General features: G+C 41.7%; 15 protein-coding genes and 1 pseudogene. 6 read left to right on the forward strand and 10 right to left on the reverse strand.

Going from position 1 to position 15,440, the window contains the following annotated elements:
* Positions 1-160: 160 nt before the first annotated feature.
* Positions 161-1,276, reverse strand: coding sequence for a conserved virulence factor C family protein (locus NST13_RS04330; protein WP_342581514.1), 1,116 nt, complete (start codon positions 1,274-1,276; stop codon positions 161-163).
* Between the two features lie 25 nt (positions 1,277-1,301).
* Positions 1,302-3,191 carry an ABC-F family ATP-binding cassette domain-containing protein gene (locus tag NST13_RS04335; protein ID WP_342469255.1) on the reverse strand — a complete coding sequence of 630 codons (1,890 nt, stop codon included), beginning with the start codon at positions 3,189-3,191 and terminating at the stop codon, positions 1,302-1,304.
* Positions 3,192-3,569: 378 nt separating this feature from the next.
* On the opposite strand from NST13_RS04335, the gene qoxA reads away from it, so the two are divergent.
* From qoxA to qoxD, 4 genes are read left to right on the forward strand one after another with little or no spacing between them, the layout of a single operon-like run.
* Positions 3,570-4,487, forward strand: a complete 918-nt coding sequence (gene qoxA / locus NST13_RS04340) for a cytochrome aa3 quinol oxidase subunit II (protein WP_342581515.1) — start codon at positions 3,570-3,572, stop codon at positions 4,485-4,487.
* A gap of 48 nt (positions 4,488-4,535) precedes the next feature.
* Positions 4,536-6,524, forward strand: a complete 1,989-nt coding sequence (gene qoxB / locus NST13_RS04345) for a cytochrome aa3 quinol oxidase subunit I (protein WP_342581516.1) — start codon at positions 4,536-4,538, stop codon at positions 6,522-6,524.
* Positions 6,521-7,117 carry a cytochrome (ubi)quinol oxidase subunit III gene (locus NST13_RS04350; RefSeq protein WP_342469253.1) on the forward strand — a complete coding sequence of 199 codons (597 nt, stop codon included), beginning with the start codon at positions 6,521-6,523 and terminating at the stop codon, positions 7,115-7,117. The genes qoxB and NST13_RS04350 overlap by 4 nt, the downstream gene beginning before the upstream one ends.
* Before the next feature lies 1 nt (position 7,118).
* Positions 7,119-7,400, forward strand: coding sequence for a cytochrome aa3 quinol oxidase subunit IV (qoxD, locus tag NST13_RS04355; RefSeq protein WP_342469252.1), 282 nt, complete (start codon positions 7,119-7,121; stop codon positions 7,398-7,400).
* A 63-nt stretch (positions 7,401-7,463) separates the two neighbouring features.
* Here qoxD and NST13_RS04360 read toward each other — a convergent pair whose 3' ends face one another.
* From NST13_RS04360 to NST13_RS04370, 3 genes are all read right to left on the reverse strand, one after another.
* Positions 7,464-7,649 (reverse strand): hypothetical protein, encoded by a 186-nt coding sequence (locus NST13_RS04360; RefSeq protein ID WP_342469251.1) that lies wholly within the window; start codon positions 7,647-7,649, stop codon positions 7,464-7,466.
* Positions 7,650-7,896: 247 nt separating this feature from the next.
* A complete protein-coding gene (locus NST13_RS04365; RefSeq protein ID WP_342469250.1) occupies positions 7,897-8,613 on the reverse strand; it encodes an enoyl-CoA hydratase/isomerase family protein in 717 nt (238 codons plus the stop codon).
* Between the two features lie 119 nt (positions 8,614-8,732).
* Positions 8,733-8,960: a hypothetical protein gene (locus NST13_RS04370; RefSeq protein ID WP_342469249.1), complete on the reverse strand. Its 228-nt coding sequence runs from the start codon at positions 8,958-8,960 to the stop codon at positions 8,733-8,735.
* A 244-nt stretch (positions 8,961-9,204) separates the two neighbouring features.
* Between NST13_RS04370 and NST13_RS04375 the strand changes: the two are divergent.
* Positions 9,205-10,244: pseudogene (locus tag NST13_RS04375) on the forward strand (transposase).
* Positions 10,245-10,471: 227 nt separating this feature from the next.
* On the opposite strand, the gene NST13_RS04380 reads toward NST13_RS04375, so the two are convergent.
* From NST13_RS04380 to NST13_RS04390, 3 genes are read right to left on the reverse strand one after another with little or no spacing between them, the layout of a single operon-like run.
* On the reverse strand, positions 10,472-10,612 hold the full coding sequence (locus NST13_RS04380) for a hypothetical protein (RefSeq protein ID WP_342469248.1): 141 nt from the start codon (positions 10,610-10,612) through the stop codon (positions 10,472-10,474).
* A 2-nt stretch (positions 10,613-10,614) separates the two neighbouring features.
* Positions 10,615-10,911, reverse strand: coding sequence for a hypothetical protein (locus NST13_RS04385; RefSeq protein ID WP_342581517.1), 297 nt, complete (start codon positions 10,909-10,911; stop codon positions 10,615-10,617).
* A gap of 44 nt (positions 10,912-10,955) precedes the next feature.
* The gene (locus NST13_RS04390; RefSeq protein ID WP_342581518.1) at positions 10,956-11,408 is read right to left on the reverse strand and encodes a hypothetical protein; all 453 of its coding nucleotides are present in this window, start codon (positions 11,406-11,408) and stop codon (positions 10,956-10,958) included.
* 113 nt (positions 11,409-11,521) lie between these two features.
* Between NST13_RS04390 and NST13_RS04395 the strand changes: the two genes are divergently transcribed.
* Entirely contained in the window at positions 11,522-12,724 is a 1,203-nt protein-coding gene (locus tag NST13_RS04395) for a transposase (RefSeq protein ID WP_027725900.1), read from the forward strand.
* Between the two features lie 125 nt (positions 12,725-12,849).
* On the opposite strand, the gene NST13_RS04400 is transcribed toward NST13_RS04395, so the two are convergent.
* Together NST13_RS04400 and NST13_RS04405 are read right to left on the reverse strand one after the other, a co-directional pair.
* Positions 12,850-13,200 carry a DUF4062 domain-containing protein gene (locus NST13_RS04400; RefSeq protein WP_342581519.1) on the reverse strand — a complete coding sequence of 117 codons (351 nt, stop codon included), beginning with the start codon at positions 13,198-13,200 and terminating at the stop codon, positions 12,850-12,852.
* Between the two features lie 293 nt (positions 13,201-13,493).
* Positions 13,494-15,293, reverse strand: coding sequence for a carbon starvation protein A (locus NST13_RS04405; protein ID WP_342469246.1), 1,800 nt, complete (start codon positions 15,291-15,293; stop codon positions 13,494-13,496).
* Between the last annotated feature and the right edge of the window lie 147 nt (positions 15,294-15,440).

A 15,440-nucleotide genomic window follows, 5' to 3' on the forward strand; every position in this document is an offset into this window, starting at 1 on the left:
ACTAAAATTTATTCACCAACACCATTTGACAAAGAACCTTTATTAAAAGGGCTTGTCCTTCTTCCCTGGACAAGCCCTTACTTTCTTCATTAATTATTTCTCTCTAGTCTAATGTCACTGAAGCTGAACGCAGTTTAACATCAAACCCGCTTATATAATGTTAATTATTTCTCTCCATCATCTGCTTCCAGACGGAGCCTTTTGCTTCCTCGCCCTGTTCGATGCGGGCAATGGCCATTTTCACTTGCAGCCTTACTTCAAATTCCGGATCGTTTTCCGCTTCCCGCAATGTAGGAAGGCAGCGCTCCGTTCCGGATTCATATAAAAACATCGCCGCGCGCCAACGCACCAATTTATTTTTATCCTTCAACGCTTCCATCATGGCCGGTTCAAACTCCACAAAACCGAGGTCGCTCATGCAATCCCCCGCTGTCCGGCGAACGGCTGGACTTTTATCTTTCAACGCACGGATCAAGAGTGGCACAACCGCCTTATCGTCTATCATGCCCAAATATACTGTGGCAAGTCTCCGTATCGACATTTGCTCATCCTCAAGCGCTTTCTCAAGCAACGGCAAATCATCCAAATCGGGATCCGGGATTTGATCGAGCATTTGGAAACGTTCTTTCCAATCCTCCACACTAAATTCTTCCACCGTAATTTTTCTGCGTTTGACCGTTTCCTGCTTTTTGGCATTGGCCGCTTCCACAATGCGGGCAACCCGTTCTTCCGGATAGGTCGCTTCGATTTCCCTCAACACGCTTTGGGCGATTTCTTCCTTATCTCCATAACGGATACCGAAGTCTGCCCATTTCCGTTCCATGATATAGTTTTCATCGGTTTTATCGATTTTGATTTGTTGGAATGCTTTTATGAATCGATCCCCCGTGGAAATCCGGTGCTCGCCGGAAGCATCGAACACTTTGATTTGGAGCGGCAATCCCCGGAACATTTGCACATGGACGAACACTTCCCCATAGTGGTCGACCGCCTGCTCTCCCTGTTCCACATGTTCCGTTTGTTCGCCGAGAGCGTTGCGGACTTGGGATAAAATCGTTTCCCACTGGTATTTCGGATTCCGTTCCACCGCCAAAAAATCCGCCACACGGTAAACGCCCTTGACCCCTTCAATGTTTAAAATTTCCCGGATTTCAACCGGCGCATCATCCACATTCTCCTTCGTATAATTAAAGCTTTTGCCGAATGGCAATTCTTCATCCACCACGACTTTCATCGTGTTGGGGCTCGGCGTCGGTTCGATTGTTACAATCTTCAAGAATCTTCCCCTCCGTTTTCAATCCTTATTTTCCATTGACAATTTCATCCAAATACGTCCATCTTTCAATGAGGCGCTCATATTCCGCGTTGAGCTCGTTCAATTTTTCCGTATACTCTTGCAGTTTCACATAATCCGAACCGCATCCGGCCATCAGTTCTTCCGTTTCGGCGATCGCCTCTTCCACTTGGGCGATGGTTTCTTCGATCGTTTCCCATTCTTTCTGTTCTTTGTATGTCAGCTTTCGTTTCTCCGTTTTCGGCTTTTCCTGTTTCGGTTTTTCTTGCTTTTCCGCTTTTGATTCCGACTTTTCAACCGCGGATTTCTTCGCCAAATATTCCGTATACAGATCAAAGCTCTCTTCCACATTTCCCTTGCCGTCCAAAATCCATAACTTTTTCGCTATCCGGTCTAGGAAGAAACGGTCATGGGAAATGGTGATGACCACGCCCGGAAAATGTTCAATAAAATCTTCCAACACGCCCAATGTTTCAATATCCAAATCGTTCGTCGGCTCGTCCAATAACAGGACATTCGGCTGTTCCATCAGCAGTCTCAACAAATGGAGCCGTTTCCGCTCCCCGCCGGACAATTTTCCAATTGGCGTTCCATGGGTATGTAACGGGAATAAAAATCTCTCCAACATTTGGGCAGCGGAATAGCGGACCCCTTCCGAATCGGTGATGTCATTGGACGCTTCACGGATGTATTCAATCATCCGCTGATTTTCATTCATTTCCGGCAGCACCTGATGGAAGTGGGCAATTTTCACGGTTGGGCCGACGATCACTTCCCCCGCATCCGGTTCCAATTCCCCGGCCAATATTTTTAATAAAGTCGATTTCCCGTAACCATTCGCTCCGACAATTCCAATCCGGTCGCCCTGCTGAATCAGGAAATCAAAATCCTTTAATATCACACGGTCACCGAAAGATTTGGACAAAGAAACGCCTTCCAACACCTTTTTCCCTAAACGGGTTGTGGATAGGGACATATCCAGTTTTGCATCGTCCGCATTTCGGTCAATTTGCTTTTCCAATTCTTCAAAGCGTTGGATTCTCGCCTTTTGTTTCGTGGTTCTGGCTTTTGCCCCGCGGCGGATCCATTTCAATTCATTGCGGTAACGGTTGCGGAGTTTTTCCTGCGTCGCCTGTCTGTTTTCTTCCCGAATCGCACGGGCTTCCAAAAAGTCGGCGTAATTGCCGGTATGGCGATAAAGGGTTTGATCCGCAAGCTCATAAATGTGCGTCGCGATTTCATCCAAAAAGTAACGGTCATGGGTGATGAAAATGATGGCCCCTTTCAACCGGAGAATCATTTCCTGGAGCCATTCCGTCGATTCCGCATCGAGATGGTTCGTCGGCTCATCCAACAAATAAAGATCGGCCGGTTCAATCAACACTTTGGCCAAAGCGACCCGTTTTTGCTGTCCGCCGGATAAATTGGAGACCTGCTCATCAAACATATCAATGCCAAGTTTCGTCAAAGCCTGTTTGGCAAGGGCATTGACATCCCATGCCTTTTCCGCATCCATCCGCTGCTGGAGCTGGAACAATTTGTTTTGCAACGTTTCCGATTCCGGATGAAGGCTTAATTCTTTTACGACTTCCTCATACTCCCGGTTCAACTGCAAAATCGGCGAGTTTCCGGAAAAGACCGCTTGCAGTACCGTCACATTTTCTTCAAAAACCGGTTTTTGCGGCAGGTAGGCGATGCGATATTTGTTCGGATGATCCATCTCGATGGAATCCGCTTCCTGCTCTCCCGCCAAAATGGAAAGCAAGGTGGATTTGCCGGTTCCGTTGATGCCGATCAGTCCGGCCCGCTCCCCCTCGTAAATCGTAAATTCCACATTTTTAAATAACGTTTTATCTCCTACGGTTTTCGTCAAATTCGAAACTATCAAATGACTCATCGATTTCATCTTCTCTTTCAATATAGAATTCCATTCTTTATTATATAGAAATTTTGATGGGCATGTACAATATGAAGTCACTTGATGCAAAAGGCGGCCGCCTTTTTCGCTTCCATCCCTGGACATCGCTCGTGATAAAATTATTTTTAAATAATATATTCCAAATTTTATGTCAATCACATGCATGGATGGGTTTATTGGTTGATGTATGGAGATTTATCGACAAATTATGAAACAATTATTGTCCATTTTATGAATTATTACTATTTGCATAGTGTAAACGCTTTTTATTTTTTTATTTTGATATATTATTGAGTCAAACATATTTTAGGACGTCGAAAAGGGTTTTTCTTTTTGACCATCGAAAGGAGCACTTCAATGAAACTCAAAGGAACACTACTGTTGTTACTTTCCATGCTTGTCGTCTTCCTTAGCGGTTGTGAACCTTTATTAGTGTTGGATCCAAAAGGGCCACAAGCGGAACGGCAAGCAAGCGATATTATAATCTCCATTGGTATTATGGCGTTTATTGTCATTGTCGTGATGGTTTTACTTGTATACATGCTTGTCAAATATCGGGCATCCAGACTGCCTGAGGATTATGAACCCCCTCATATTGAGGGAAATCCGATTTTAGAGGGAATTCTTATTGGAGTTCCAATCATTATTGTCGCCATTCTTTCTGTTATTACGGTGAAAAGCAACTATATTGTCGAGTCGACACCTGAAGGATATGAAGATCAGGAACCATTGGTGATTTACGCTTCATCTTCCAACTGGAAATGGCATTTCAGCTACCCTGAGCAGGATATCGAAACAGTGAACTACCTGTATATTCCAACCGATCGTCCAATCGAGTTCAAACTTTATTCGTTCGGCCCAATCACAAGTTTCTGGATTCCGCAATTGGGCGGACAAAAATATGCCATGGCGGACATGGTGACGACACTCCACTTGGCTGCGGAAACACCAGGGGAATATATGGGACGGAATGCAAACTTTAGTGGTAAAGGTTTTGCGGAAAATACATTTACCGTTACCGCCATGACTCAAACAGAATTTGACGAGTGGGTGGATGAAGTGCATGAAACGGCTGAACCCCTCACAGAAGATACGTTTGAACAACTATTGGAACCAGGCCATCTAGGAAGAATGACTTTCACCGGAACGCATCTGGGATTCTCTCCTGCACCGGAGCATGAACATTCTGACGATGAGATGGATTCCGGAGAAGAACACGAAATGTATTCTGGAAAAGAACACAAAATGCATTCCGAACATGCGGCTCACGAATAAATTTGAATCTAGCAGTTTTCGCAATATATTTTGAGAGGAGAAAATTCGATGGAATTTTTTGAACGATTTGCGGTGCCGAATCCAAACCCGGCCATTTATGCATCCATGGTAGCCATCGTCGTCGTATCCCTCGCCATCATCTTTGGGTTGACCTACTTTAAAAAATGGGGTTACCTATGGCGGGAATGGTTGACAACAGTGGACCATAAAAAAATTGGGATGATGTATTTAATCTCTGCGCTATTGATGCTGTTCCGCGGTGGAGTGGATGCCCTCATGTTACGGGCACAGCTTTCCATGCCGGATAATAAATTGCTTGACCCTCAACATTACAATGAAGTGTTTTCAACCCACGGTATTGTCATGATCATCTTTATGGCGATGCCGTTCATCTTCGCTTTTATGAACCTTATTGTTCCATTGCAAATCGGGGCTCGTGATGTGGCGTTCCCTAGACTGAACGCCATCAGCTTCTGGTTATTTGCTGCCGGGGCGATGCTATTTAACATTTCCTTCGTCATTGGCGGTTCACCGGATGCAGGATGGACATCCTACTTCCCTCTTGCCGGCACGGAATTCAGTGAATCTGTCGGAACGAACTATTACATGATCGCCATTCAGATTTCCGGGATCGGTTCCCTGATGACCGGAATCAATATGATTACGACGATTTTAAAAATGCGCGCACCTGGCATGACCTTGATGAAAATGCCGATGTTCACATGGGCCAGCTTTATGGCATGTGTCATCATCATCTTTGCCTTCCCGGTATTGACCATCGCGTTATTGATGGGAACAACCGACCGTTTGTTTGCAACAAACTTCTTTACGACAACAAATGGCGGTATGGACATGCTTTGGGCAAACTTCTTCTGGGTTTGGGGACACCCTGAAGTGTACATCTTGATCTTGCCCGCCTTTGGGATCTACAGTGAAGTGATTTCCACTTTCTCCGGCCGAAACCTTTACGGTTACAAATCCATGGTCGGCTCTATGGTCATTATTTCTTTGCTATCATTCCTTGTTTGGACCCACCACTTCTTTACAATGGGTCAAGGCGCGCTCACAAACAGCATTTTCTCCATTTCCACAATGGCGATTGCGGTGCCGACAGGAGTGAAAATTTTCAACTGGCTGCTCACGATGTGGAAAGGGAAAATCCGTTTTACCGTTCCAATGCTTTACTCAGTCGGATTTATTCCACTGTTCACCATCGGGGGCGTGACCGGAGTCATGCTGGCCATGTCAGCGGCGGACTATCAATATCACAATACAATGTTTTTGGTCGCCCACTTCCATAACACGATCATTCCGGGCGTTGTCTTCGCGATGCTGGCTGGACTCACGTACTACTGGCCTAAAATGTTTGGCTTTATGTTAAATGAACGGATTGGGAAATGGGGCTTCTGGTTCTTATCCATTGGATTTGTTCTCGCCTTCTTCCCGATGTACATCACAGGCTTGAACGGACAAGCCCGCCGTATGTACACATACTCTGAAGCGACAGGTTTCGGACCTTTGAACTTCGTCGCATTCATCGGTGCAGGTTTGATGGCGATCGCCTTCTGTCTCATTGTCTATAACATTTTTTATAGTATCAAACACTCTCCAAGAAACGTTGGAGACGATCCATGGAATGCCCGCTCTTTGGAATGGGCCACTCACAATCCGGTGCCGGAATACAACTTTGCCCGCACGCCTCATGTGGCTTCCAGCGAAGCGTTCTGGGACGCGAAAAAACATGGGCATGAATTGTTCAAAGGCGAAATTGAAGAAATCCATATGCCTAATAACAGCGGAGTGCCGTTCATTATGGGTGTCATCTTCTTCATTGCAGGCTTCTCCTTCGTCTTTGCATTATGGGTTCCTGCGGTTGTCTCTTTAATCGGCATTTTTGCTTGCATGGTGCTACGTTCCTTTGAAAAAGATGACGGACGCCACATTTCGGTGGAAGAAATCAAAGCGACGGAAAGCAAATTTGAATCTGCGGAGGAAATTAAAACAGCCGTAAGCACGTATGGAGGTGCCAATTCATGAAAATCGATCACACGCAGCCTCTTGAATATAGTACGCACCAAAACCAATTGAACATTTTTGGTTTTTGGATTTTCCTTGGTGCGGAGATTATGTTGTTTGCCACCCTGTTCACAGCTTATTTCATCATGGAAAACCGGACCGGGAATGGACCGGCCGGACCGGAAATTTTCGAAATCAGTCCAGTGTTGTTTGAAACGTTTATTTTGTTAACAAGCAGCTTCACCATCGGCCTTGCCGTACATGCCATGAGAATCGGACGAAAAAAAGCGATGCTCGCCTTTCTGGGAATCACCCTTTTGCTCGGCGTTGCTTTCCTTTCAGCTGAAATCAATGAATTTGTACACTACTACCATGTGGGTGCCACTTATCAAACAAGCGGATTCACCGCCGCCTTGCTTACGACACTCGGAACCCACGGGGGCCACGTCACCCTTGGTTTCTTCTGGGGATTATGCATCTTTATCCAGGTGATGAGAGACGGGATTAATCCTCGTACAGCGAACAAATCCTTCATCTTTTCTCTCTACTGGCACTTCTTGGATGTTGTCTGGATTTTCATCTTCAGCTTCATCTACTTGAAAGGATTGATGTGATATGAAAGAATTGTTTCCTGCGAAACAGGTCGGCGGCTATATTTTTTCATTGGTGTTGACCTTGGTTGCATTGCTCGTGTATTTATTGGATTTCACTTTTCCCGTGGCAATGACGATTCTTCTTGTGACCGCTTTTGTACAAGCCTCAGTGCAGCTCGTGCTGTTTATGCACGCCGGTGAAACGGAAGATGGCAAAGCGATTTATACGAATGTCCTATATGGAATCATTATCGCTGTGGTAACAATCATCGGTTCACTATTAATCTTTGTTTGGGATATGTAATGTGAACTGCAAAAAGGAGAAAGGAGATTTGAGCGGACCTCAAATCATCCTTTCTCCTTTTATTTATGTATCCATTGGCTTATTTAGTTCCATTAAATATAGAAACAGGCCGATGAGCAACAAGTAGATGCCGCTGTTGACGATTCCGATGCCGTACCAAAAAGAAACATCGAAAATAAAACTGCTGAAAAGCAATAGAATCCCAAGTACAAACAGAAAAGCGGAAGTCTTAAGAAAAAAATGTAACAATGAAAATCCCCCTCGAGTCCGGAAAGTGAATACAGTTTATGCTGATTGTTCACAATTTAGACAAATTTTTATTTATCAGTACCCCACTTTCTTCATTTTTAAACAGATTGTTTTCAAAAATGCCTATTATTCTTCTTAAGACTGATAATCAGAGGGTAAATTCTTCCCCATCTGCCATTCAAGGGTTCTCGAAGGGGATGGACATCGACAATATAGGTCACGGACATACCCAATCATAAAGGACATTCTATTTTTTGAGATGTTTAAATAACACTTCTTTAAACGCTTGATCGTGCTCAATGCGAAAGGCTGCTTCAAAACTTTCTTCCCGCTGTTTGATCATAAATTGTTTTGTGAATCGCAAGGTGTCTGAAGGAGCTTCTAAAATTTGCTTTGCAATTTCAATGGATTTACTTAATACTTGTCCATGTTCCACCAGATAATTCACGAAGCCGATGTCATGTGCTTTGTTGGCATCCAGTTTTCTTCCTGTAAAACAAAGATCCTTCGCAATCCCTTCCCCCACAATCCAAGAGAGCGGTGTATAAATAGGCGGGGCGCCAAACTTGATTTCTGGATGGGCAAAAACGGCATCGATTGAGCTGACCCTTAAATCACAGAGCGTTGCCAAATCAAAGCCTCCCCCAAAGGCCAATCCGTTGACGCCGGCAATCATCGGCTTTGGAAAATGCCAGACATCCCGATGGTATTTGGCGGAAGACTCATAGATTTCATCAAATAAAGCCGGGTCTTGAAACTCCGTTAAATCAAAACCGCTGGAAAATGCGTTGCCCGCCCCTGTAATGATCACAACACCGATATGCTCCGAATCCTTCCATCTGTTCAAATATTCCGAAATTTTTCTTCGCATTGAAATGTTTAAGGCATTCTTTTTTTCTGGCCGATTCAACGTAATGATCCCGATTCCATCTTCTCTTTCCTTCACCACGATTGCTTCATCCATCGGTTTTCCCCCTTGCATTCATGTTAAAACCAATCGGGCCCTTTAAACGTTGTGTAATCACTGCACCTTCGTTCTTGCGAAACAACTGTCGCATAAGTGCATAAAAAAACTTGGTGTTATCAACCAAGCTTTTCCCGGTACTTATGAATATAAATTTTTTCTGCAAGAAAACTGGCCATTAGACCCATTATGAAAGGAATCAATGAACCACTCGTAATGTAGAGGCCATTTGAATGATCTGTATATTGGTGATTAAACATGAACGGAATGGTAAATAGATGCCCCACTAAATAAAGAAGCCCTGTTGTTAAAACAAGTGTCATCAAAACAATCATACACCTTATCATGTACCCACCTCCTATAGAAAATTTTAACATTAATTTATATTTTTGTTAATTATGTATTTTTGCTTAAAGGAAGCTGGGACAAAACCACCTCTAACTAAAAATTAGCCGCTGGCATTTTACAAAAGTAAAGTGTCGGCGGCTTAATTTTATTGCATCATAAAAGTACACTTTCTGCTAAAATTTAAGTATCTGACCCCAAAAATTTTAGCTAAAGGAAGTGTCCTTATATTTAAAATATTATAACATGTATCAATTAGATTTACCTCTAGTTTTAGAAATAAAATTACAAGAAAATGATATTGCCTTCCACATTCATCATTTTGTTGAAAGTATCCCTGATGAAGCCTTCCATTCGTTTCTTCGAAATACAGGCTGTCCTGCTTATCATCCACGTATGATGCTCAAAATTATTTTTTGTGCCTATTCGCAGTCTGCCTTTTCAGGTTAAAAATTGAAGCTCTATTATAAGAAGCGACCGGAAATATCCCAAACAAGCCTACAAACAATTAATAGACTTCATTCTACGGGAACAAAGGTACCAAAAAGACTTTGACATCTTGGGGGAACGGAACAGTTTATTCCTAAACAGACTTAGATGCAACGTTCATGTGTATGAAAGACGACTATATGAAAAACGGCCAATTGAAAGCTGGGTACAATGTACAAATCGCAACGAAAGGTCAGTACGTACTGGCTTATGGCATCTTTCCAAATCCTTCAGATACACGTACACTCATTCCATTTTTAGATGAGATAGAACAACATTATTTTTGAATTGCCAAAGTATATTGTGGCAAATGCATGGTATGGCAGTGAAGTGAACTATGGGGATATCCTTTCCGATCGCAAACGCGAGGTGCTTATTCCATATACCATATGTATGAGAAAGAACAAAAGATGAAATATAAACAAAACCCATTTCATCCGGACAATTGGGAATATGATGAATGTGAAAACTGTTCAGGATGTCCATTTCGTTCATCATGCACAAAAGCAAAGGAAGGCAATCACCGAAAGGTCATGGTGAATGAAAAATGGGAACAACAAAAAGAATATGTAAGAGCGAAGCTTTCAGAAGAAAAAGCTGGTTCTATTTTCCGTCAACGTAAAATAGACGTAGAACCAGTTTTTGGATTCTTGAAGGCTAATTTGCGTTTCACTCGATTTTCCGTTCGAGGAAAATCGAAAGTGGAAAATGAAATGGGCATTGCCTTAATGGCCGTGAATTTACGGATATACACGGCCAACAAAGATCAAACGACCAAAAAAATGGAGAGAAATTGAAAAAGGAGAATTTGAACAAACTCAAATTCTCTTTTTAATAAAAATTTGTTCTATTGTCTTCCATTTCAAACCTGAAAGAGGGGAAAATACTTTCCTTATTTTATGGCGACTTTCCGGTTACAAACATATATTCTTTTGCATTCACTACATCCGAAATTTCGGCTTTTTCTTACCTTCAAATTATCTTCAAGAAAATACATACGAGTAATTAACATATCGTACCATTTTTACCTTGTACCACAAACTTTAGCAAATTTTTCTTGAATCGATGCAGATTCTTTTTTCATTGCAGCAAGTTGACGTTCGATAATTTGTTTGCCATAACCTTTTTTTGCGGATGCAACCAATACAATCCGTTCCTTTTTCATACTTACCCCTCCATCAATTTTTTCAGAAAAAAGCAATAACGATATCCCTTTGACTCTAGTATAGCATTAAATACAAAATCATGATACTCTTCTTTAATAATTTCCCCATCGTTTGGATAATGCACACAAAAAACATATGTATTCACTTTAAACAAAAAATAAAAAAGATTTTTATCATAATTATAAAATAACGCTTCCTCATATTCAGGATTTGTAGCCGTTATCACAACATAAGAATCCCGGTTATCCAAAGGGATATTTTCGGCAGTTACATCTCCACTATATTCAACTAATACCATTTCATCACTTTCCATTGAATATAAAGTAATTGCCGTTGCCGGATTTAATACTGTAATTTTTTCATTTTGATATTTAGATTTTTTTCAACTACAATTCTATCCATTTGATTTTGAAGCCTAGATAATAAAAGTCTTGCGTCGACGATTTTTCCGTTTCTAATCAATTCAACAAGCCTTAATGAATTTTCGTAAAAATCACGATATATTGAAAAATGATACATTGCTCGTTGAATATCTTTTTCTATACTGAGATACCTTAAGCTCTTTTTCATAATTGAAGATAAATGCTGTTTAATTTGATCATCTAAATCAATGCCTAACTCAAATGAATTTAAATAGTAACCTTTTTGGTATAAATCATATAGAAGAACAAGAACATATGAATCTGATATGTAAGTAGTTTCGAAAGTATCAACTACGTTTACGAATTGTCTATAATTATTAAAATATAAATCATTAACTTCGTCTAATTTATTTTTTAATTGAACATTTTGCACATTTTTCAACCCAAGAGTCATAAGGTTTTCTAAAGCATAAAAAAGGACTTCACCCCTTATTTGTAGAATTTTGAAGTGACCAAACCACAAAAATCCATAAGGAGGAAGTCACTTTGTATATTCTACAAGAAAGTCTATTTTCCTTTGAAGAATTGCAAATTTTAGAGTCAAAAGAGAAATTACCGATCTTTTTTAGTGCTCTAGATTTGCGTCCTTATGCTAAACAATTGAAAAGTTCTTCACCCCAAGGGGCTGAAGGACATTCCAAAGAAGGGATATTAAGGGCTCTTATCGCTGCCCCATTAGAAGGTATTGATACTTTTACTTCTCTTCACAATCGATTAAAAAATGACCTGCGTTTTCGTTACCAATGTGGTTTAGATATTAGCAGGCCTGCACCATCCATCTCTACTCTTAGCCGAGTATTTTCTTCACTAACCAAAACTGGACTTGTGAAAAGAATCTTTCAAGATCTCGTCCAGTTAGCTCAAGAGGAAGGAGTAATTGATGGAAAACATCAGGCTATCGACAGTGCCGCCATTGATGCTTATGAAAAGAAGCAGCCTAAGAAGCGAAGTGAACAAACAGGCAACGCCAATTGGGGGGCAAAGTTTGATTCCTTCGGTAATAAAATTACTTGGTTTGGCTATAAGATGCATCTTTCCGTTGACACCAAAAGTGAATTACCAATGGCGATTGAAGTAACCCCTGCTCATATCAACGATGGGGATGTCGCACCACAATTAATTGAACAAGTAAAGAGTTGTACAAACTCTAAAATTGATTTCCTGATAATGGATGGTGGGTACGACCAGCTAAAAAACTACGAATCCGCCAAGAACATCGGGGCTCAAGCTATTATTCCACTCAATTTGCGTAATGAAAAGGAGCCTCCCGAAGGAATTGCCTCCAATGGAACCCCACGCTGTTCGATGGGGTACGAAATGACTTATTGGGGCGCCAATAAGGATCAGCTCAAATTCAGATGTCCACACGCAACCGGAAAAGTGGATTGCCCATTAGGAATGGCAGCCTGTTCATCCTCCAACTATGGAATGGTAGTAAAAATTAACGTGAATAAGGATCTTCGCCGGTACTCTAATCCACACCGCGATTCCAAACGTTGGAAAGAACTTTACAATGAGCGAACCAGTGTAGAACGGTGCAATTCAAGAATGAAAAGTTATCTTACAGCGAACTCCCTGCATGTGTGGGGAATCGATAAAGTAAAAACTCATATTTACTTGAACGCCATCGTATTACTGGTTTCAGCTCTCGCAATGGCAAAAGAGAGTAAAAAGCAACAAACCGCTTAAAAAATTTTTAAAGCGAAAAATTCTGCAAGTACGCCCAAAAAAGGACAAACAGAATATTTGTAAACCAAAGATACAAAATACCCCAATTTATTTGGGTTTCTTTTAAAACTCTTTTTAATAAAAATCTAATTTTGCAAAACTCTCAATTTAAAAAATTCATCAACAACTTGTCGATTTACATAAACCAAGACCTTTTTTCCTTCTTCATGGGCAGTTAAAAATTCCAAATGAGTAACAGATTTACCTTCGGAGGAAATCATTGAGCCAGCTTTAGTGTCTATAAATAATATTAACATATCACTGTCTTTTACATATTCCAAACATGTTTTAACACTATCCAATTCAGTAAACATAATACTCTCTTCAAAAATAATACCTTCATGACCCAAATTATCTAATAATTGTTTAGTTCTCATCCTCAACGTTGTCAATGAATCTTGAGCAACAGAACTAATAAAGACTGAAAGTTTATCCACTATTTTCACCTCCATTTATGCTTATTGCAGAACGAATCTGTTGTATTTATATACAATTTACAATAATCCGGTAATAAAGGGTATATGTACACTTTTATTATACTACAATCAAAAATCTTATTTTCCGATTTTTCAAATTGCTTACCAGCTTCTATCAACAATTAATTTTTATTTTTTAAAACAAAAAACAAATGCAGAACCCTGCATTCAAATCTTGCAAAGTTCTGCATTTATTATGATGAACCCCTTCATTTTATATGTTTCCCATCCCATTCATGGCAACCATCACCAGATTAGTTGTTGATGGTTGCCACTTTGCTGAAGCGGGGGCTTGCCCAAAGTTCTTTCCACTTCACAATGGACGTCACCACAATCACCAACCCAAGCGCCAACATGATGACCGATAACACGCCATTCACCATATTGAATCCACTTGCCGCTTCGTTCCAGTAGACATTTTTGATCATCCAGATGCCTGCCACATTGACCGTCACATATAGGTAAGCGAGCGGAATCAAACATGTCAGGGCGTAAATGCGTTTATCTGCGATTTTCAATACAAATGTCACGCCGCACACTAACCCGATGGATGCCATCAACTGGTTGGATACCCCGAACAGCGCCCATACGGATGCGATGTCCCCGGAATTCAATAAATACCCCCACATCAAGCAGGCCAAGGCGCTTGCACCGATTGCTCCAAGCATCGAATCCGTTTTCTTCAACGGTTTGATCACATTCCCCAAAAAGTCTTGAATCAAATATCGGGCCGTACGCGTACCGGCATCAATCGCCGTTAAAATGAAGACGGCTTCAAACATGATGACGAATTGATAGAAGTAGCTTGTCAAATGGCTGAACCATTTGATGCCTGAGAAAATGGAAGCCATCCCCACAGCCAATGTCACCGCACCGCCAGTACGCCCTTCAAGATCCATGCCGATTGCTTCGGAAAGCACCGGTAAATCCACGACCGTCATGCCTAATTGGGCGAATTTTTCAGGCGCCGAGTTGATGGCGAAATAGTCGGCCGGATGTAGAACCGTCGCGGCAACCAATGCCATCACCCCTACCACACATTCCACCAACATGGCACCAAATCCGACAGGTCGGATATCCTCCCAACGATTCAGCATTTTCGGTGTTGTACCGGAGCCTACAAACGCGTGGAAACCGGAAATCGCACCGCAGGCGATGGTGATGGATACAAATGGCCATACAGGACCCGCAACAATGGGACCGCCGCCATTAATAAAATCCGGAATAATGGCTGGAAATTGTATTGTTGGATTTATAATAAATACCCCAATGATTAACGCGATAAATACCCCAATTTTCATAAAGCTGGACAGATAATCTCTCGGTGCAAGCAGGAACCATACCGGCAAGGCTGCCGCAAAGAACGCGTAAACCGGCAAGATCATCGCCAATGTATCTTTATCTAAAGTTAATACATCCCCCAACCAAGTGCCTTGGATGGATGGTCCATAGAAGACTGCCGCAACGAGCAGAACCACACCGATGATGGTCGATAATTTGATATTTCCGGTAAACCGGTTGATCAATCCCATGATCATGGCGATTGGAATGGTGGAAGCAACGGCGAATGTGCCCCATGGATTTTCAGCCAACGCCCCCAAAATCACCATGGAAAGTCCTGCCATCGTAATGGTGATAATAAATAGCATGGCAAGGCCTGTACAAAAGCCGGCAACCGGTCCCAATTCTTCTTTCATGACTTCTGAAAGGGATTTTCCGCCTTTCATCATGGATGCGAATAACACCACCGCATCATGCACAGCCCCGCCAATAACGGCCCCAATCAAAAGCCATAAATATCCCGGCAGATATCCGAATTGGGCCGCCAACACCGGTCCCACCAATGGACCAGCCGCTGCAATGGCCGCAAAGTGATGGCCAAAAGCAATCCATTTATTTGTTGGCACAAAGTCTTTTCCGTCATTGTATGTATGTGCCGGTGTCGGTTGATCATCTTTGATTTTCAACACTTTTTTCGTAAAGAAAATGCCGTAAAATCGGTAAGCAATTACTAAAATGCAGATTGCCCCGATTACAATGGTGATTGCATTCATCCCCTTTTATTCCCCTTTCTCTCTCTACTTTCCATTTCATTATTCTAATAATCTTTTTATTTTGAATATAAACATATCCTAGCACCATTTTTGTTATATAACAATAGTTTTCTGTTTCATCTGTTATATAAAAATCAACTACATAAT

Source organism: Ureibacillus sp. FSL W7-1570 (assembly GCF_038593265.1).
In the GTDB taxonomy this organism is placed as follows: domain Bacteria; phylum Bacillota; class Bacilli; order Bacillales_A; family Planococcaceae; genus Ureibacillus; species Ureibacillus suwonensis.